Origin of the sequence: Paenibacillus sp. Aloe-11, from assembly GCF_000245715.1 — a bacterium.
Classification (GTDB): Bacteria; Bacillota; Bacilli; order Paenibacillales; family Paenibacillaceae; genus Paenibacillus; species Paenibacillus kribbensis.
Genome location: NZ_JH601038.1, coordinates 41,556 through 60,927, shown reverse-complemented (window position 1 = coordinate 60,927; position 19,372 = coordinate 41,556). Strand labels below are relative to the sequence as shown.

At 48.1% G+C, this 19,372-nt stretch carries 17 protein-coding genes, 1 other RNA gene and 1 pseudogene; 1 reads left to right on the top strand and 18 read right to left on the bottom strand.

The window, feature by feature from the left end; genetic code table 11:
* Positions 1–373 precede the first annotated feature (373 nt).
* The 14 genes from WG8_RS00660 to rpoE form a co-directional block, all read right to left on the bottom strand.
* Positions 374–649: a pro-sigmaK processing inhibitor BofA family protein gene (locus tag WG8_RS00660; protein WP_007428124.1), complete on the bottom strand. Its 276-nt coding sequence runs from the start codon at positions 647–649 to the stop codon at positions 374–376.
* Positions 646–957, bottom strand: a complete 312-nt coding sequence (locus WG8_RS00655; RefSeq protein WP_007428123.1) for a DUF2508 family protein — start codon at positions 955–957, stop codon at positions 646–648. Before WG8_RS00655 ends, WG8_RS00660 begins: the two co-directional genes overlap by 4 nt.
* A 211-nt stretch (positions 958–1,168) precedes the next feature.
* Positions 1,169–1,768 carry a recombination mediator RecR gene (gene recR / locus WG8_RS00650; protein WP_007428122.1) on the bottom strand — a complete coding sequence of 200 codons (600 nt, stop codon included), beginning with the start codon at positions 1,766–1,768 and terminating at the stop codon, positions 1,169–1,171.
* A gap of 27 nt (positions 1,769–1,795) precedes the next feature.
* Complete coding sequence (locus tag WG8_RS00645) at positions 1,796–2,107, bottom strand: YbaB/EbfC family nucleoid-associated protein (protein WP_007428121.1); 312 nt, start codon at positions 2,105–2,107, stop codon at positions 1,796–1,798.
* A 35-nt stretch (positions 2,108–2,142) separates the two neighbouring features.
* The gene (gene dnaX / locus WG8_RS00640) at positions 2,143–3,897 is read right to left on the bottom strand and encodes a DNA polymerase III subunit gamma/tau (RefSeq protein WP_007428120.1); all 1,755 of its coding nucleotides are present in this window, start codon (positions 3,895–3,897) and stop codon (positions 2,143–2,145) included.
* 157 nt (positions 3,898–4,054) lie between these two features.
* Positions 4,055–4,321: signal recognition particle sRNA large type (ffs, locus tag WG8_RS26125), an RNA gene on the bottom strand.
* Positions 4,322–4,432: 111 nt separating this feature from the next.
* Complete coding sequence (rpmE, locus tag WG8_RS00635; RefSeq protein WP_007428119.1) at positions 4,433–4,630, bottom strand: 50S ribosomal protein L31; 198 nt, start codon at positions 4,628–4,630, stop codon at positions 4,433–4,435.
* A 155-nt stretch (positions 4,631–4,785) separates the two neighbouring features.
* Positions 4,786–6,057, bottom strand: coding sequence for a radical SAM protein (locus WG8_RS00630; RefSeq protein WP_007428118.1), 1,272 nt, complete (start codon positions 6,055–6,057; stop codon positions 4,786–4,788).
* A 96-nt stretch (positions 6,058–6,153) separates the two neighbouring features.
* Complete coding sequence (gene rho, locus WG8_RS00625) at positions 6,154–7,488, bottom strand: transcription termination factor Rho (protein ID WP_007428117.1); 1,335 nt, start codon at positions 7,486–7,488, stop codon at positions 6,154–6,156.
* 259 nt (positions 7,489–7,747) lie between these two features.
* On the bottom strand, positions 7,748–9,001 hold the full coding sequence (locus tag WG8_RS00620) for a UDP-N-acetylglucosamine 1-carboxyvinyltransferase (protein ID WP_007428116.1): 1,254 nt from the start codon (positions 8,999–9,001) through the stop codon (positions 7,748–7,750).
* Between the two features lie 225 nt (positions 9,002–9,226).
* A complete protein-coding gene (fba, locus tag WG8_RS00615) occupies positions 9,227–10,081 on the bottom strand; it encodes a class II fructose-1,6-bisphosphate aldolase (RefSeq protein ID WP_007428115.1) in 855 nt (284 codons plus the stop codon).
* A 248-nt stretch (positions 10,082–10,329) separates the two neighbouring features.
* Complete coding sequence (locus WG8_RS00610; RefSeq protein WP_007428114.1) at positions 10,330–10,698, bottom strand: response regulator; 369 nt, start codon at positions 10,696–10,698, stop codon at positions 10,330–10,332.
* Between the two features lie 216 nt (positions 10,699–10,914).
* On the bottom strand, positions 10,915–12,516 hold the full coding sequence (locus tag WG8_RS00605) for a CTP synthase (RefSeq protein ID WP_007428113.1): 1,602 nt from the start codon (positions 12,514–12,516) through the stop codon (positions 10,915–10,917).
* A gap of 401 nt (positions 12,517–12,917) precedes the next feature.
* Entirely contained in the window at positions 12,918–13,466 is a 549-nt protein-coding gene (rpoE, locus tag WG8_RS00600) for a DNA-directed RNA polymerase subunit delta (protein ID WP_007428112.1), read from the bottom strand.
* A gap of 404 nt (positions 13,467–13,870) precedes the next feature.
* On the opposite strand from rpoE, the gene WG8_RS00595 reads away from it, so the two are divergent.
* Positions 13,871–15,031, top strand: a complete 1,161-nt coding sequence (locus tag WG8_RS00595; protein ID WP_007428111.1) for a S8 family peptidase — start codon at positions 13,871–13,873, stop codon at positions 15,029–15,031.
* Between the two features lie 2 nt (positions 15,032–15,033).
* On the opposite strand, the gene WG8_RS00590 is transcribed toward WG8_RS00595, so the two are convergent.
* The 4 genes and pseudogenes from WG8_RS00590 to WG8_RS27585 all read right to left on the bottom strand — a co-directional run.
* The gene (locus WG8_RS00590) at positions 15,034–16,425 is read right to left on the bottom strand and encodes an MBL fold metallo-hydrolase (RefSeq protein ID WP_007428110.1); all 1,392 of its coding nucleotides are present in this window, start codon (positions 16,423–16,425) and stop codon (positions 15,034–15,036) included.
* A gap of 2 nt (positions 16,426–16,427) precedes the next feature.
* Complete coding sequence (locus tag WG8_RS00585) at positions 16,428–18,098, bottom strand: ABC transporter permease (RefSeq protein ID WP_007428109.1); 1,671 nt, start codon at positions 18,096–18,098, stop codon at positions 16,428–16,430.
* Between the two features lie 4 nt (positions 18,099–18,102).
* Complete coding sequence (locus WG8_RS00580; RefSeq protein ID WP_007428108.1) at positions 18,103–19,173, bottom strand: ABC transporter substrate-binding protein; 1,071 nt, start codon at positions 19,171–19,173, stop codon at positions 18,103–18,105.
* 19 nt (positions 19,174–19,192) lie between these two features.
* Positions 19,193–19,372, bottom strand: a pseudogene (locus WG8_RS27585) (ABC transporter ATP-binding protein); the annotation flags it as partial.

Here is a 19,372-nt window from a genome sequence, read left to right as displayed (position 1 = left end):
AAAGAGCGATTAGCTCATTTTGAATCTGACGAGATAAAATATCTCTTTTACTCCAGTTCCGTTCAGCTTTACAGCATGTCCGAAACCTTCGCCATTTACTCACTCGTTGTTCAGTTTTCAAAGATCAAACTCACATAATGTCTTACTTTTTTTCTTGCTTTGTTTCACCACCGCGTCTCAGCGGCGACTTGATTAATATAACACATATTCGGGATTCAAGTCAACACTTTTTTAAAATCTTTTTTTAGTTTCATTCAAGCGTTGTTCTCACAAAAAAATTCCCGGGCTTCAAGAGCCGAGAATTAATGTATCACATAATTGAATTTGCCGTCAACTATATTTTAAAATTAATACCTTTCCATATATAGGGTTTTCATACAACCTGTCCGAATAACATCATTTTCAAACCCAATAAGAGTGCAATCCCGGGCAAGCCTAATATCGTTACTGTCCCCATTGTCACCGGATTAATCGGAATATACACCTGCGTGATCCACCCTGAATAATTGATAATATACAGTGCGATTGCCGCCAAAGCCATATGCGCCCCGAATACCGCTAGCCAACCGATACCCAGATTTTTTTTAAGAATCAAATATGTCAGTACCACGACACAGGCAATCAGAACAAGCCAGACCGCCCCTCTCATTCTGCTCTCCGTTTATGTTCACGATCCGGATCATGCACATACCCCGGTTCATCTGCAGGTAGGTGAAAACGATGTAAGCCTTGCTGCTTGGCACTTTTTAAGTGGATTTGATATTTACGCTCCGCGGCTTCCAGAACAAAAATGGCATAATCGATCTCATCCTTGCCGGTAGCTTCATGAAACAAACGATGTGCTCTTAGCCATTCCGCATGCGAAGTTCTAATCTGGGCAAACAATTCCTGCCGACACTCTGCTTCTGATTTGTTGTGCTCCTGTCGACGAAAATTTCGCTTCATCCGTTCCCACATCCATTCATCCTCCTCACAAGCTGAATTGTGTTTACAGTCTGCAAGACTTCCTTATTCATACTTATTGAGCAGAGGACAAACTTAGAACCGGGAACGGTTCATACTCACGTTATCATTACAAGCAAAAAGGAGCCAAATCGGCTCCCCCAAGCGTGTTCAGAATGTCCATAGGACATTCAGCACTCATATCTATAACGCATAAATACACCTGCTAATTGAGCTCTCTGCGGCCTTCCAGGGCTTTGGACAAGGTAACCTCGTCGGCATACTCCAAATCTCCACCTACCGGCAATCCGTGAGCAATACGAGTAACCCTAATCTCAAAAGGACGCACCAGCCGCGAAATGTACATGGCTGTGGCCTCTCCTTCAATGTTCGGATTCGTCGCCAAAATCAGCTCCTTGACGCGTTCATCACTGAGCCTATTCAGTAATTCCTTGAGCTTGATATCTTCAGGACCAATTCCCTCCATAGGAGAAATCGCGCCGTGAAGCACATGGTAAAGACCATCAAATTCTTTGGTGCGCTCCATGGCTACCAAATCCTTGGAATCCTGAACAACACAAATGACGGAGGCATCCCTCGTCTTATCCTGACAAATCCGACAAGGGTCGGTGTCCGTAATATTGCCGCAGACTGAACAGAAGTGAAGATTACGTTTCACATTGACCAGCGCTTTGGCAAAATCAATCACATCATCTTCCTTCATCTTCAGTACGTGAAAAGCCAACCGGGCAGCCGTTTTGGGCCCCACTCCCGGTAGGCGTGTAAAAGCATCAATTAGCTTTGCGATCGGCTCCGGATAATACAATAGTGTGTTTCTCCTTTTTGCAGCAGACTAGAACAAGCCCGGAATTTTCATGCCGCCTGTAAATTTGCCCATATCATTGTTAGCCAGTTCGTCTGCTTTGGACAAAGCATCATTGACCGCAGTCAGCACGAGATCTTGCAGCATTTCCACATCATCAGGATCTACAGCCTCCGGTTTGATCGTGATGGACAACACTTTTTTATGACCACTTACCTCTACAGTCACGACACCGCCGCCGGAACTGCCTTCGATTACTTTTTCGCCAAGCTCCTCTTGGGCTTTCAGCATTTGCTCCTGCATTTTTTTCACTTGCTTCATCATTTGGTTCATATTATTCATTTCAATCATCTCCTTTAATGAAGTATAACTTTGATTTAATCTTTAATAACTACCAGGTCTTCCCCGAAAAGCTGAATTGCTTCATCAATCCAGGGTTCTTTGGACTTTCCCGGCGTATCTTGCTCCGGCTCCAGTTGGAATTCTTCGGCAGGCTGGTCGGAAACTCCTTCAATCGCAGCACTCCAATCCTTTTGCATCATCGTCACCAGACGATATGGATGGCCCAACTGTTCATGCAGAACCTTCTCAATAACCTGCTTATTCGCAGGCTTTTCGGTAGTTTCACGATGGATATTGTTTTTAAAGGCTACCAGCACGCTGTCCTCTAACACAGAAACCGGTTCACCGTCCATAAACCATGCATGAACCGTGACCTTCGCCTCTTTGACTCCCTGCAAAATCTGACTCCACTTACGCCCCGTTGCTGCAAACGCTTCGCTCGACTTCTCGGCGATATAACGATCCAGCTGAGGGGGGAGCTTGGCTGGAGCAGAAATTCGCGGAGCAGGGGCACGACCACCGGAAGCCTGACGCCCACCCGATGAGGCCTCCTGGCCCGCCCCGACGGCCAATCCACCTTGCAACGCGCGTTCCAGCTTCTTCTCCAGCTCAGCAAGCTGACGCTTCAACGCCGCTACATCTCCCTGATCACCGGCAACAGCGCCAGATCGCTGTGCAGTCGGCTGAGCAACAGCTACCGTTTCCCCGGGAATGCTGCACAGCTTCAACAGAGCTACCTCAAACAGAGTTTGCGGCTGAACAGCATATTTCATCTCGCTCTGATAACGATTAAGGGTGTCGATCATCGCAAAGAGTTGCTCCTTGGTAAAGGCATCTGCTATTTCCCTGAACTGCTCCGAATCCAGAACTCGCTCTGTCATTTTAGTGGCCTGTGGCACCATCTTGATCATAAGCAAATCCCGGAAATAGTACAGGAGATTCTCCATGCACTTATCCGCGCTTTTACCTTCCTGCATAAAGTTCTCGATCATTTGAAGCACCGTGCCCACGTCTTCTTTCAGCAACGCCAACGCAAGCTTGCCGAATTGTTCGGACGCAATGCCTCCCGTCATATCCAGCACCTGCTGATAGGTAACCGGGCCGTCTGTAAACGAGGATATCTGATCCAAAACGCTAACCGCATCCCGCATCCCGCCATCTGAAAGACGCGCAATGTACTGCAGTGCATCTGCATCAGCTTGTATGTTCTCCTGTCGACATATCAGATCAAGCCGTTCTGTCTGCTCTTCCAGCGATACTCGCCGGAAGTCAAAACGCTGACAGCGTGAAATAATCGTCGCCGGGATCCGATGTGGCTCTGTCGTGGCCAATATGAACATGACGTGTGGCGGCGGCTCTTCCAGCGTCTTCAGCAGCGCATTGAACGCTTCCGTCGTCAGCATGTGCACCTCATCAATGATATAAACCTTGTGCCGCACTTCTGTCGGCGCATATTTGACTTTATCGCGCAAATCACGAATCTCTTCAACGCCCCGGTTGGAGGCTGCATCAATTTCCTGTACATCCATAACTGCCCCGGCCGTGATCCGTTTGCAGGCTTCGCATTCGTTGCAAGGTTCCGGCGCAGGTCCATGCTCACAGTTGATTGCCTTGGCCAAAATTTTGGCCGCACTTGTCTTCCCCGTTCCTCGCGGACCACTGAACAGGTAAGCATGGGACGTGCGATTTTCACGAATGGCGTTCTGCAATGTCTGGATAATATGCTGTTGTCCTACCATGTCTTTGAAGGCCTGAGGCCGCCAAGCACGGTACAACGCTATATGTTCCAATGCGCGTTACCCTCTTTCCCATTCACTTTCATGACCATTCACAGTCACTTCATTATACTATACTCCCGTCCGAATCTAAACCGAACACCTTCCAATTTATAAACACAAAAAAACACCTTCGCATGGACTGCCAAGATGTTCTGATTCCAGATATAAACCGTGCACCTGTTATTGATCGTTGTGATCCGAGCGGCAACCCTGAACAACAACTCGGGCTAGGCAACCCTCCGGCACAAGAGTGGGCTTGCTTATGGCTGCTTCCTTCCGGACCTGACCAGGTTCACAAGTACTCATTGCGGAGGACCCAACCGTCAACATTGTGCGCAGGGACCAGCCTCACATCAACAACACCTCTAACAGGAATTCAACCTCGCTATAGCGGATTGCGAGTTACAGGGCACCGCTACCTCCCCATCTAGCACGGTGAAAATAAGTATATCTCATGGCTGTACAAAAAGCAAATAGCAAATACCGACAAAAAGAGCCTCCTGCAATTGCAGAAGGCTCTAATAACTTTATAACTTGCGGCAACTTATTACATACCGTATTTCTTTTTGAAACGATCCACGCGTCCACCAGCATCAATAAACTTCTGCTTACCTGTGAAGAACGGGTGGCAAGCGGAACAAATCTCTACACGCAGAGATTCTTTTACTGAACCAGTCTCAAACGTATTCCCGCAAGCGCAAGTAACATTAGTTACGTTAAACTTCGGTTGAATAGCCTGTTGCATTAACTTTCACCTCTTTCCGCCCTGAACGTCCTATCAGTCCAGAGTTGTATGAACACATGTTCAAATTATAGCACTTGAATATAAGTGTTTCAATACCTGTTTTGCGCACTCAAACTGACGTGAAACAGGTGTATTTCGGGTTGCTATTGAGCGTTTTAGGCTCTGGCAAATTTGGGACGTGCCTGTCCCGGTGGCGGTACATGAGTATAAGACCCGATAACGACATCAGGCAGCTCTTCCCGGTAAATCTCAAGCATTTGCTTCATGCCAAGTATGTCTCCTTGAGCAGGTGGAATCAACTCCAAATAGCTCTCAGGATCAATATTCAGATTACGCATCTGAATCAGCTTGAGCTTAGTACGTTTGGCGAACTCGATCATCGCCTCAATTTCTTCCTCCCGGTCAGTTACACCAGGGAATATCAGATAGTTAATCGACGTATATACACCCTGCTCAGAGGCATATCGGAGTGATTTTTCTACATTGGCTAACGTATAGCCCCTAGGCTTGTAATAAGCATTGTAATGATCGTCCAGCGCACTAATGGTGCTGACCCGCATCAGATCAAGACCTGCATCTACAATGCCCCGGATATGATCGTTCAAGCCCGCATTTGTATTGATATTGATATATCCCATATCGGTAACGGAACGCACTTCTTTGATTGCATCAATAATCAGTTTGGCTTGAGTGGAAGGCTCACCTTCGCAACCTTGCCCGAAGCTGATGATGGACTCCGGTGTTTTCAAGTGTTCCAGCATGACCTCTACAATTTCTTCGACACGGGGGCGGAAATTCATTCTTGTTTGCGGAGACACAAAGCCACTGTCATCCGGCTGTTCAGATATACAGCCAAAGCAACCGGCATTACAAGAATAGGATACTGGGACCCCTCCTTCCCAGCGATTCAGGAATGTGTTCGAGGAAGTAAGACATTCGTAGCCTAACGCACAGTTGGACAAATGTTGGTAAAGTCGGTTTTCCGGATATTGCTCCGTCATCCGCTGAACCCCCAGCTTGACCTGGTGACGGTCACAGTTTTCAGGATTCCATTTGGACGGACTGTCACTCTGCTCTGCGGTTACATAAAATGCTCCATCTTTCCAGACTACGGCAGAATAACCGAACAAGGGGAGCTTATATTCTTTATCGGTTTTCACATACCCCGGCAGACATAAGCGTGTAAAACCTTGTGGCAGTAGCGCTCCTACTGCCTGCATATCTCCAGGAAGAGAAACCATTTCCCCAGTATCAGGGTTCATACCGACCGGGCGGGTGTTGGGCAAACCTACCAGCGTAGCTCCTTCCGGTAGCGGAATAAGCTCATCCTCCATGATTTCGACAATCATGTCTGCACTGCGGGCAAGCCCATACAAAGAAGCATGATCATATACATTGCCTTTTTCGTCGGCATACACCAAATACATTATGGAACTCCTTTCGCTCCGTCAAAAAACACACCATTAACAGTTGAACCGTAACGGCCACGATCTTGCGGAACAGATAAAATACATGAATTGGGTTTAGTTGGTCGAGGCCGGGACCGACGCTGCGGTAGAACGCGTGGTTCTCCGTTGTTGACCGCCCGAGCTGCTTGGCGATCCACCAGAAGGTGTCGTCAAATCAAACGAAGCCAAAAATTCGGCGTTATTTTTGCTGTTGCGCAGCTTTTTGAGGAAGCCTTCCACAAAATCATGGCTTTCCGTCATATTTTTACGAATAGCCCAAATGGTATCCAGTTCTTCCTTGTTCAACAGCACTTCCTCGCGACGTGTGCCGGAACGGCGGATATCAATGGCAGGGAAGATACGACGTTCTGCCAGTTTGCGGTCCAAATGAAGCTCCATGTTGCCAGTACCCTTGAACTCTTCATAGATGATATCATCCATGCGTGATCCCGTATCAATCAACGCTGTAGCAAGGATTGTCAGACTGCCGCCTTCCTCCACGTTCCGTGCCGCACCAAAAAAGCGCTTCGGACGATGAAATGCCGCCGGATCAATACCCCCACTCAAAGTACGACCGGATGGAGGAATAACGAGATTGTACGCACGAGCCAGACGTGTAATGCTGTCTAGCAGGATAACAACATCCTTTTTATGCTCCACGAGACGCAGCGCACGCTCCAATACCAGTTCTGCCACTTTGATGTGATTTTCAGGAAGCTCATCAAATGTAGAAGCCACTACTTCACCTTTAACAGAACGCTGCATATCGGTCACTTCTTCGGGGCGTTCATCAATCAACAAGACAAAAAGCTCAATCTCGGGATTGTTGGTAGAAATGCTATTGGCAATTTCTTTGAGGAGAAGCGTCTTCCCAGCTTTGGGAGGTGCTACAATAAGTCCGCGCTGTCCAAGTCCGACAGGGGCCAGTACATCCATAATTCTCGTAGACAAATGGTTGGGGGAAGTTTCAAGGACTAATTTGGTTTGCGGATAAAGTGGAGTCAGTGCAGGAAAATGTAGCCTCTCAGCAGCTTGCTCAGGACTTCTTCCATTGACTGCGTTAACTTGAAGCAATCCAAAATATCGTTCATTTTCTTTTGGCGTTCGGCATTTACCGGATACAAGATCGCCTGTTCTTAAGTCAAACTTGCGGATTTGTGAAGCAGAGATGTAAATATCTTCGGTACTCGGGAGATAATTGATTGGCCTCAGAAAGCCATAACCTTCAGGAAGTATTTCCAGAACCCCCTGCATAAACATCAATCCGCTCTTCTCAGCTTGCGCACGCAGGATGGCAAAAATTAATTCTTTCTTCTTGAGCGTTCCGTAGTACGGGATCTGGTATTGCTTGGCCAGCTTGTACAGGTCGGTCAGCTTCATTTCTTCCAGATCGGAAATTTGCAGATCCATATAATAACCACCTATTCAATTATTAAGTCCATTCATACATCTAAATGATAGACAATGATATCATAAACACCACTAATATAATTTTAACCAAAACAAATAAAGTTATGCAGCCGTCTGCCTGAATTATACCGAATTATTCCGGTTTTCCGATAAAAGATTGTTACGTATGAACCACAATCTTGTATCAAGCAGCGGCTGCACAGAGCTTACCCATTCTATTGTTCATCCATTTCGGAGTTCAAAATAGTGTTTGTTCAAATTATTCTGTCTGCCGCCATACGTCCGCGCCCAAATGACGCAGATTGGAGACAAGGTGATCATAACCACGGTCAATATATTCAACACCTGTCACCTCGGTTACACCTTCACTCACCGTAAGTCCGGCGATGACAAGTGCTGCTCCGGCTCGCAGATCAGCCGCTTTGACTTTCGCCGCATTCAAATGGCCGCCTTCAATAATGGCAGACCGACCCTCTACGCGGATCTTAGCCCCCATTCGCACCAGTTCAGGAACGTGCTTGAAACGATTGCTGTACACAAAATCGCTCAATACACTAACACCCTGCGCCTGGGTAAGCAAGCTGGTCATAGGAGACTGCAAATCCGTGGCGAATCCGGGGTAAACTAAGGCTTTAACGTCGACATGTTCATAACGAGGCGCACCGAGTACACGAATACTTTCATCATATTCCTCGATACCGATACCCATCTCTTGCATTTTTGCAGTAAGGGCCTCCATATGCTTGGGAATTACGTTGTCGATTAATACATTGCCACGGGTAGCCGCAGCAGCAATCATATATGTGCCCGCTTGTATGCGGTCAGGTATGATAGAGTGACGGCAGCCATGTAGCTCAGACACGCCTTCAATACGGATCGTTTCCGTGCCAGCGCCCTTAATAATGGCCCCCATGGAGTTTAACAGAGTTGCTACATCTATAATCTCAGGCTCTTTAGCCGCATTTTCGATAATTGTGGCGCCTTTGGCACGTGCGGCCGCCAGCATGATGTTAATCGTAGCCCCTACGCTGCTGACATCCAAGTAAATTTTGTTGCCGCGCAGCTCTTTGGCATGCAAATGAATAGCACCGTGCTCATTCGTCACCGTAGCACCTAGCGCTTCAAAACCTTTGATATGCTGATCAATGGGCCGGGGTTCAAAATTACACCCTCCTGGCAAACCGATAATCGCTTCCTTGAATCTGCCCAGCATGGCTCCCATCATATAGTAGGAAGCTCGTAATTTCTTAACCGGTCCATTCGGCATGGGAATAGATTTAATAGAGGACGGATCAATTTTCATCTGGCTGCCTTCCCAGGCAACTGTTGCACCAAGTTCCTCTAATATTTCGGAATACACCGCCACATCGCTGAGCAGCGGCAAATTGTCCAAAATGACTTCCGACTCTGCCAGAATGGCGGCGGGAATCAAGGCGATGGCACTGTTTTTGGCACCGCTGATGGAAACTGTACCTTGAAGCGGTCGTCCACCGGTGATCATCAATTTTTCCATAAGCTTGAGGGTCCCCCTACGTGTTTTGCAGTCGGTCAAACCAAGAACTAAAACAACGAAACTTCAACTTTTTAGTGTTGAAAATGGAAAGACACCGGCTAAGCGGTGTGCTTTCCATATCAAACTATTCAGCTATATAAAATTAAATATTTTGTGCAGCAGAACTACATCTACAACCCAAAAATGGATCTAGTACGTGCAAAAGCACGACCAGTTCACTCGTTATTACGCTTTGTTGTTAGAGCCGAACTCACGAATTTTACCGATAACCGTTTGTTTGATTGCTTCACGGCCTGGTTGGATGAATGTACGTGGATCGTAAGCATCTGGTTTCGCTGCAAGCACTTCACGAACCACTTTCGCAAATGCGATTTGGTTTTCAGTGTTTACGTTGATTTTGGAAGTACCCAGGGAAATGGATTTTTGGATGTCATGTGTAGGGATACCTGTTCCGCCATGAAGAACGAGCGGCAGTTTCACAGCATTGCGGATTTCTTCCATTTCTTTAAAGCCCAGGTTTGGCTCACCTTTGTATGGTCCATGAACGGAACCCAGTGCAGGAGCTAGTGTATCGATGCCAGTTTCGTTAACGATACGTACACAATCGTCCAGCTTAGCGTACATTACGTCACCTACAACATCATCTTCTTGGCCGCCAACCATTCCAACTTCAGCTTCAACGGAAACGCCTTTGGAATGTGCATATTCAACAACTTTCTTCGTTGTTTCGATATTTTTTTCAATTGGGCTATGGGAATCGTCAATCATAACAGATGTGAAGCCAGCATCGATAGCTTCTTTACATTTTTCAAAGCTGGAACCATGGTCCAAGTGGATTGCAACTGGAACCGTAATTTTCATGTCATGAATAAGTCCTTCAACCATTTTAACAACAGTGTAGAAACCGCCCATGTGACGAGCCGCGCCTTCAGAAACGCCCAGGATTACAGGGGATTTTTCTTCTTCAGCAGCGCCCAGAATAGCTTGAGTCCACTCCAGGTTGTTAATGTTGTATTGACCTACTGCATATTTTCCTTCGAGTGCTTTGTTCAACATGTCTTTCATAGATACCAATGGCATGGTTACAGTCCTCCTAAAGGTGTTTGGGTTTGTCTATCTTTTTAGCCGACATCACATACGGGCTTATTATACCACAACCCATGTTAAATACTAAACAAGCTTTTGCATATCAACACATACAAAAATCACGCTCAGGACGCCGTTTTATCATAGAATTGTATAAGGAGAGGATTTACTTTCAGTATTTCCCATAAACACAAACAAAAAACCCTGTTTGGCTAACAGAGTTCTCAACCAAAGTGACTGATCTAGTCACTCCTGAGTTGTTTGTTCACAGCAATTCTCATTTCGTCAATATCAAAAGGCTTGGTAAAATGCATAAGTGCACCTAGCTCCGTCGCCTCTTTAATCATGTCCAGTTCACCATACGCTGTCATCATAATAACCTTGATATCGGGATTCATGGCCTTTAAATGCTTCAAGATTTCGAGTCCGTCCATACCCGGAATTTTCATATCCAGCAGAACCAGATCAGGCGGTTCCTTTTCAACAATTTCAAGTGCAATTTTTCCGTTCGCTGCTTGAAAGGTCTCATAACCCTCACTTCCGAACACTTCCATCAGCAAAATTCGTATTCCATTCTGGTCATCGACGATTAATACTTTTTTCTTTTCCAATGTTTTAACCTCCTAAGATCTTAAAACGTGGATCCATGCAGCTATTCCCATAACAGCGTCCGATGACGTACAATATCCGTCCCATACCTAAAACTATATTCGATCCTGCAAAAAGAAAATCCTTCTCTTATACATAATTGTGGAATTTTCTTTCATAAACAGGAATCATGATGTGAAAAAAGACCTCCAGAGGAGGCCTTTTAAACCATTATTGCATTAACCTTGAAGCTGCAATGCTGCTTTTACAAATTCACGGAACAAAGGCTGTGGACGGTTCGGACGGGAAGTAAATTCCGGATGGAATTGTACGGCCAGGAACCACGGATGCTCTGGAAGCTCAACAATTTCCACCAAACGTCCGTCCGGTGAAGTACCAGAAATACGAAGACCTGCTTTCTCAATAACTTCACGATATTCATTATTGAATTCGTACCGGTGGCGGTGTCTTTCGTATACCAGCTCGTCGTTGTAGCAAGCCGCTGCAAGGGAGCCTTCCACCAGTTTGCACGGGTACAAGCCAAGACGCATCGTACCGCCCAAATCTTCGATGTCCTTTTGATCAGGAAGCAGATCGATAACAGGGTAATCTGTAGCCGGATTGATTTCCGAGCTGTTGGCTCCTTCAAGACCAGCCAGGGAACGGGCAACCTCAATGACAGATACCTGCATACCCAAACAAATGCCGAAAAACGGAATTTTGTTCTCACGGGCATAACGGATCGTGCTGATTTTACCTTCAATCCCGCGATCGCCGAAGCCACCCGGTACGAGAATGCCGCCAATGCCGCCCAGCATGTCCGCTACGTTCTCGTCTGTCACTTCTTCAGCGTTTACCCAGCGGATTTTCACATCCGCATTGGCATCAAATCCGGCATGGGAGAGTGACTCAACCACGCTTAAATACGCATCATGCAATGCGACGTATTTACCAACAATGGCAATCTCAACCGTTTTATCCAGCTTGCTGATTCGATCAACCAGCCCTTCCCACTCGGTCATATCCGGTGCAGGGGTTGTCAGCTTCAGGTGGTTAACGACGATTTCGTCCAAGCCTTCTTCACGCAGGTTCAACGGAACCTCGTAGAGAGTCGAAGCATCGCGGCATTCTACCACAGCGTTCGCATCGATATCGCAGAACAGCGCAATTTTGGCCTTCATATCAGAGGACAGCTCATGCTCTGTACGGCAAACAATGACATTTGGCTGAATGCCAATGCTGCGCAGTTCTTTTACGCTGTGCTGGGTTGGTTTGGTTTTCACCTCACCAGCAGCTTTGATATAAGGAATGAGCGTTACGTGAATGTACATTACATTTTCGCGTCCAACTTCGCTTTTAAGCTGACGAATGGCTTCCAAAAATGGCAGACTCTCGATATCGCCCACAGTACCGCCAATTTCTGTAATAATGACGTCCGAACCCGCTTCGCGGCCTGCACGGTACACGCGCTCCTTGATTTCGTTCGTAATGTGAGGGATAACCTGTACTGTACCGCCCAAATATTCTCCACGACGCTCTTTGCTGATTACGCTGGAATATACCTTGCCTGTTGTGACATTGCTGTTCTTGGACAGATTAATATCAATAAAGCGTTCATAGTGTCCCAAGTCAAGATCCGTTTCCGCACCATCATCCGTTACAAACACTTCACCGTGCTGGTAAGGGCTCATGGTACCCGGATCGACATTCAGGTAAGGATCGAATTTTTGGATCGTTACCTTTAGCCCCCTGTTCTTCAAAAGCCTTCCCAGTGAAGCTGCCGTAATCCCTTTGCCCAAGGAAGACACAACCCCGCCTGTCACAAAAATATACTTTGTCACTGTTCAAAACCCTCCTAGATAAAATGCAAAATTCAGGCGACATTATGATGTTATCGTAACCCGTTTACACGGATTATCATCCATGAAGAAGGCAGCGGATTTATTTTCCACACCGCCGCCCTTAGCCCTCTTTCATGAGTGAAAACACCCCTATAAAAAACAAAAAAGCACTCCCGTAGTACGGGGCACTTTTATACAAAAAAGCAAACATATAAGTGAATCAATCATAAGCCCAAGCAATAGTTTACCCCGTGTCCAATCCCCTGTCAAGGAAGTTATCTGTGTTAATTTACCCTTTGCGCAAGATTGGAATGAATCCACCTGAAAGCTTCAAATCAGGATGGGTTTCAAGAAAACGGTCACGAAAAAAGGGAGAACACGTCTCCCCTTACAATTCGTTCCTAACGAAGCGAGTCGTCATCGTCATCCAACGAATCCTCATCATTTTCATCTTCTGTGTCATCCTCATCACCGAGGTCTTCGTCGTCTATAACTACGTCTTCATCACTATCGTCATCTTCACCGTCGAACAGCTCATCTTCGCCGTCCTCGTCTTCACTATCTGCATCGAAGTCGTCATCAGAGTTGTAGGTTTCTTCTTCCTCATGATAGTCGTCTTCGTCATCATCGTCTTCGTCGTTAATAATACGAGGGCGCTTGGCGCCTGTCAGAGCATCTTCGGATTTATCCACCGGATACCAACGTTTCAAGCCCCACAGATTCGTACCGACACAGGCAAAACGCCCGTCAATGTTGATTTCAGTATATAGCTGAGCGATAACGTCATTGATTTCCTCGTCGGACAAGCCACGCAATTTGGCGACTTCATTCATCAGGTCACGGTAATAATATGGAGTATTGGCCGCTTTCAAAACCATAAATGCCAAATCCACCATCGGGGTCTCGTGGACTTTCTCCTGGTCAATCTTTAAGTTGAGTGGGGTACTCACCTAGGGACACTTCCTCTCACACGTAATTCACAAGAACATGTTTCAGTGCATATACGATACATGCAATACTAACATATCCATTATCAAAACTAAGTAAAACCTATTTGGAAGCAAATTGCAAGTTAAACATGGGTATCGACACAATTTCCAAAAAAACCCCCATACATAAGACGGTACATGTAAAAAGACGGGGTCTCCCCCGTCTTCGACTGTACCCGCTTCGGGAGATGTCCCCAAAGTTGTTGCACAAGAGCTTATGCCCTCCATGTATCGTATGTGTCCTCTATCACTTTGACACGACAAGCAGGCCTATTTCCATAAAAAAGGGGCAGGTTTCCCATGCAGTCGCTAACGCTTGCTCATACAATACCTCAGCATGGCTCATCGGAGGGGGACCGTCTCAAATGGACTATCCGGGTTTTTTGCAGCGTTTGCATGAGGGTATTTCGGAGCCGTCCGGCAGTGGACGGCACAAACAGATCATTACGTTCGATAAGCCTCATCAATACCGGGAATGCCTCTCCTATCTCAGGAAGCTGAAACCTGAGCTTGCGGGATTAAGGCAAGTACAATCGGCCCGACTGATCCGCGCTCTAATCGCCCCGTTTCCAGCGGGGGACAGGCTGGGCAAATATCACAACGGCGTTACCGTTGAAGAAGATACGCGCATGAAGATTCACGCAGAAACAGCCCATATACCGAAAGCAGAGAGAAACCTCCCCATGCCTTGGGGGGTCAAACAGGTCCGTGCATACAAGGCTTGGCCTTCCTCCACAGGCAATCGGATCAGAATCGGGGTGATCGATACAGGAGCAGATTTTCAACATCCTGATCTTCGTCACTCTCTTGGCAGAGGCATTAATTTGCTTAACCGGACGATGTTACCCTATGACGATAACGGTCACGGTACTCATATTGCCGGCACTATCGCTGCATCCAACTATGATGGAGGCATGGTCGGCGTAGCACCAAGGGCTTTGATTCATCCAGTAAAAGCGTTCGACTATAATGGAGCCGCCTACGTCTCTGATATTATTCTCGGTATCGACTGGTGTGTGCTAAATCGTGTCGATATCATCAATATGAGCTTTGGCATGAAGTCACGCAGCAAGGCACTGCTTGATATGGTGAATAAAGCCTATCATAACGGGATCGTAATCGTAGCTTCTTCGGGCAATGAGGGCAAGCGCCGCAGTATTGACTATCCTGCCCGCTATTCCCAGACCATCTCGGTCGGAGCTACCGACAAATACAGACGCATCGCACCCTTCAGCAATCGGGGACAGTTTGTAGACGTGTACGCCCCTGGTGAAAAAATCATCTCCTCCTGGATACACGGCAGGCATCACGAAATGAGCGGCACCTCTATGGCTACTTCCCATGTAACCGGGAGCATTGCACTTCTCCTTTCCCTGAGACCCGAACTGGGACCTGCAGAAATCAAAGCACTGCTCAAACGAACCGCCACACCGCTGCGGCTTCGCAAAAGCAACGGCCGTAGCTCTATCTCCACCAAGCTTGGAGAAGTGGACGCCTTCCGATTAATGCAGGAGGGCACGAAGTAAAGCTAAACCTTTAACATTGCGCCCGGCTCCAGAGAGTAAATAGCTTTTACAGGCCCTTCATGTCGGGTCCAGCCTTCTCTGATCAGCTCATCACATACAAGATCGGTCTGCGACTTCGGCGCATGAACGAGCACAACCTGCTTGCTGGGCAATCGCTTTAACATATGCCTCACATCCACCACTCCCTGATGCACCTTGTAAATCAAATGCCGAACGACGCAGCGGTCCTTTTGATCCGTCTTCTGATTCGTGCAATCCAGCAGATGTTTGCCAAAAGATCCCCTTGAAGCATGTCCAGTCAATATAACTCCATTATTGTTGATTTTTCTACTGTTCGTATCACCACCCTTACTCGGATGATCAGACAGGTACTGATAGTACCAGCGTGCGCGTGGTGAGTTCATCATGCCGTCTCCGGTTACGATAATAGCCGCAGTGTTCTGCTCCAGCAGTTTCATTCGTTCTTCATTATTACGGGGCACAAAGACCCTGTCATTATTCAGCACCTGTTCTATTCGCGCAGGAGCTTCCGGACGCAGCCATTCTTTCCAGCCGCTTAAACGCCGTAAGCCCTGCCATATATCCGGCTCTACAATCAGGGTCTGTCCGGGGAACTGCTCTCTGGCCCAAACAGTCAGCTCCTGCCCCCGGCCAAAGGCTGGCACAGGCAGCAGCACATGACCCTCAGATGCTAATATCTGCTCCAGCTCGGCCCGCAGCCGCTCCAGCTTCACAGGCTGCGGGTCCTTATCCATCCCATAGGCATTATCCATTATGGCGACATCCGCCAGATTGATATCTGGCATCATTACAGGGTTGCCAGGTGCACTGTTCCCTGTGCCCATGCTTGGCGCATCCGCAGCGAGCAGCTCAGATTCTCGGCTGTAATCTCCCGAAAAGAACAATCGCTTTCCTTCCAATTCTACCCCAAACCACACTGCACCAGCCAAATGCCCACTGCGCCCCCACATGATTTGCACACCCGGACAAGCCTCCCGCCATACACCTGACGGCACATCGTCCTCCAGAAAGCGGTATGTAATAGCTTTTATATCCCGTTCATCGTAAGGAAGCTGTCCGCCTCTCGATGCTACATAAGAACGCCAGGAGCAAAAATAGGAACCCAGCTGCTCTGCGGTAGCTCTGGTCGTCCAGACCTCTCCACGATATCCATACTTATAGAGTAAGGGCAGCGCCATCGAATGATCTTCATGCGCATGGGACAGCAATACTGCGGATAGCCTCTGCGCCTCCTGAGGCGGGAATAACGGGTATTGTCCGATCCCTTCCTTTTTCACACCACAATCCAGCATAATGCGGTGCTGTTCTCCTTCAAAAACATAGCAGGAGCGGCCATGTTCACCAGCTCCGCCCCAAATTCGAAGCTTGGTCATTATTATTTCCACTTTCTCTGCGAGTTTAGAATCTCCATCACCATCAGCAGCAGGGTAGTCAATCCGACGGATATGACTGCCATCGCCATGCCGAGCGACACCTGTCCCTGTTCAAATTGGGCAAAGATGTAGGTCGCAGACGTCTGAACGGATGGCGGCAGAATCAGTAATGAACCCACCAGTTCGCGCGAGGCGATGGTGAAGGTCATCATCCAGCCCGCCAGCATCCCCGGTAAAATCAGCGGCAACACAATCTGGCGGAATATATAAAACGGACGTCCGCCAAACACCTGACCTGCCTGAAAGAGAGCTGTGTCTACCTGTGTAAAGGCGCTTTTGACATATTGGACGGTATAAGGCACAAACAAAATCACATACGTCAGAATAACCATGCCGTAAGTGTTGTACAACGGGATGGGCATCCATGGCGAGTTCCACCATAAAATAAGACCGACGACCATCACAATCCCTGGAACTGTGTTCGGCAGCAAACTGAAGGCATCCACCGTCCGCTGGAGCACAGTACGTGATCGACCCACGACAAGCGCAAACCATGTGCCCAGCAGGACGGCAATCGTCGACGCGCCCAAAGACAGAAATACGCTGTTCAGCAATGCCTCCATACTTTCCGAGCCCCAGGACAGCAACTCCCTGTAATAATCGAGCGTAAAGTTGTCCCAGGTCAGTCCGATTCCCCGTAGCTTCATGGTAGAAGCAGCGATAATCGAGAAATAAGGGATGCCAATAGACGCAACAAGCAATAATAGAATAAAAGCAATACTTAGCCCTGTCGCCAGGCTCGACACACGAAGACGGGAAAGACGAGAACCCTTGCCCCCAACCAGTCTATACGTGTATTTGCGGTTGATTACCGATTGCACATACCAGACCAGCAGACAGGCCGTTAAAAGCACCGAAGCCAGTGACGTCGCCTTGCCGAAGTCAATCGGCCAGCTGGAAATATATTTGTGGATTTCCGATGTCATGACCTCATATCCGATACGCCGTCCAAAGGTGGCTGGGGTGCCAAACTCCGCAATCGTTTTGACGAAAATAAGCAAGGCACCCATTCCATAAGACGATAGCAGCAGGGGTAAAATGATCCGGCGGAACCTGTACCAAAAATTGCCGCCCATCACAGCACCCGCTTCTTCCAGGCTGCCGCCGATTCTCACCAGCGCACCGCGCAGCAGCAGGTACAGGAACGGAAATAGATGCAGACTCATGATCATCACCATGCCGCCGAAGCTGAAAAAGGACGACATGAAGACGTGAAGCTCTGGAAGCAGCTGCACCAGGTACCCGTTTTTTTGCATAAACAAAATCCAGCCCATGGACCCGATATAGGGCGGGGTCATAAACGGAATCAGCAGCACTACGTCCAACCAGCGCCATCTTGCAAGACGAGTGTTGGACATAATCCACGCCAACGGAAGTGCAAGCACAGTCGTTCCGGCAATAACACAGATGCCCAGCCAAATGGAGCTGAATAGAACACTCGCAAATCGGGATTCAGCCAACGTCCGAAAAGGTGCCATCCATTGAAATGTCCCATCCACATACACACTTTGGATAAAAATTTGCAGCAACGGCATTACGATCAGGAGAGCAAGCACGATCAGGGTGAGCGTCAGACACCATGCCCGGATCTGTTTGACGGATAAAACTCCCATCCGCTTACTTGAATATTTGCGTGAACTTCTCCGTCACGTCAGCCCCGTTGTCACCCATCCATTCCCAATTGGTGTCCAGCAAGGGGATCTCATCCAGATTGGCACGCTTGTCGGCTTTGACATCCGTGCGGCCCGGAAGCAGAGAAGCTTCCGCTACCAGCTTCTGTGCTTCGTCTGACAGCAGATAGTCAATGAATGCCTTGGCATTCTGCTCATGCTGCGTTGATTTGAGAATGGCCGCCGGACGGGGACTGATCACTGTTCCTTCCTTTGGATAAACAATGTCAATCGGCTCGCCTTTGGCTTTGGCTTTGTAGGTCATGTAATCGACCGCAGCTGCAACCATGCTTTTGGCTCCGGTAATGACCGGGTCCAGCGCTTCCTGATTCGCGCCTGCCATGACAACACCGTTAGTTTTGTACTGCTCAAACAACGTCCAGCCCCCATCGCCCTTGGCGCTCAGATAGCCTGTCATAAAATCCAGCGCCGAGCCGGAGAGCGACGGATCCGGAATGTTAACTTGGTCTTTATACTCTGGCTTGGCCAGATCAGCCCATGATGTCGGCGGCGTCTTCACCAGGCTCGTGTTGTACGCGATACCTAACGCCGAGGCACTGGTACTGAAATAATTGCCTTCCTTGTCAGACCAGTCGGGATTCAGTTTATCCGCATTTTGGGCCTCAGGGTAGGGTAGCGTAAGTCCATCTTTTTTCAAGCCTTGCACAGACGGAAGAGATGCCAGCACCACCACATCTGCTACCGGATTCGTCTTCTCGGCTTCCATCCGAGCCAGAATCTTACCGGTCGTTCCCTGGAATAGCTCGACCTTAACTCCGCTTTTCGCCTCATATCCTGCTACCAGCTTTTTCGCCAGTCCATCCGGGCCTGCGCTGTAGACGACCAGCTTCTGATCACTGGATGCCGCCCCGGCTTGTCCGGCTGTCCCTGTCGCTTGCGCTCCATCCTTGGAGGGTGTCGCCGCTCCACAGCCTGCCACAGCCATTCCGAAGGTTAATGTTAAGGCGAGCATTGCGCCTTTTTTCCAACCTGTACGAAAAACATGTCTGTTCATCATCTTGTGTATACCCCTTTTCCTATGGTTCGAGTTGGTGGACGTACTGTGGTGATACCCAAATTTGCTTTCGTTCCCCTATGGACAAGCGGGTAGAATGATAAGCGCTCCATAGCTCCCCATTCTCAGCCAGCACACGAATCTCGTATCGCTCCCCCACATAGCTGACATGCTGAACCTCTACTATAAAAGCATGCTGCTC

Excerpts from the sequence above, each read along its gene's own strand:
- WG8_RS00590 (WP_007428110.1), bottom strand. The coding sequence starts at position 16,425 with ATGACCAAGCTTCGAATTTGGGGCGGAGCTGGTGAACATGGCCGCTCC.
- WG8_RS00620 (WP_007428116.1), bottom strand. The coding sequence starts at position 9,001 with ATGGAAAAATTGATGATCACCGGTGGACGACCGCTTCAAGGTACAGTT.
- rpmE (WP_007428119.1), bottom strand. The coding sequence starts at position 4,630 with ATGCAACAGGCTATTCAACCGAAGTTTAACGTAACTAATGTTACTTGC.
- WG8_RS00595 (WP_007428111.1), top strand. The coding sequence starts at position 13,871 with ATGGACTATCCGGGTTTTTTGCAGCGTTTGCATGAGGGTATTTCGGAG.
- WG8_RS00585 (WP_007428109.1), bottom strand. The coding sequence starts at position 18,098 with ATGGGAGTTTTATCCGTCAAACAGATCCGGGCATGGTGTCTGACGCTC.
- WG8_RS00630 (WP_007428118.1), bottom strand. The coding sequence starts at position 6,057 with ATGTATTTGGTGTATGCCGACGAAAAAGGCAATGTATATGATCATGCT.
- fba (WP_007428115.1), bottom strand. The coding sequence starts at position 10,081 with ATGCCATTGGTATCTATGAAAGACATGTTGAACAAAGCACTCGAAGGA.
- WG8_RS00655 (WP_007428123.1), bottom strand. The coding sequence starts at position 957 with ATGTGGGAACGGATGAAGCGAAATTTTCGTCGACAGGAGCACAACAAA.
- WG8_RS00660 (WP_007428124.1), bottom strand. The coding sequence starts at position 649 with ATGAGAGGGGCGGTCTGGCTTGTTCTGATTGCCTGTGTCGTGGTACTG.
- WG8_RS00645 (WP_007428121.1), bottom strand. The coding sequence starts at position 2,107 with ATGAATAATATGAACCAAATGATGAAGCAAGTGAAAAAAATGCAGGAG.
- WG8_RS00580 (WP_007428108.1), bottom strand. The coding sequence starts at position 19,173 with ATGATGAACAGACATGTTTTTCGTACAGGTTGGAAAAAAGGCGCAATG.
- rho (WP_007428117.1), bottom strand. The coding sequence starts at position 7,488 with ATGGATCTGCAAATTTCCGATCTGGAAGAAATGAAGCTGACCGACCTG.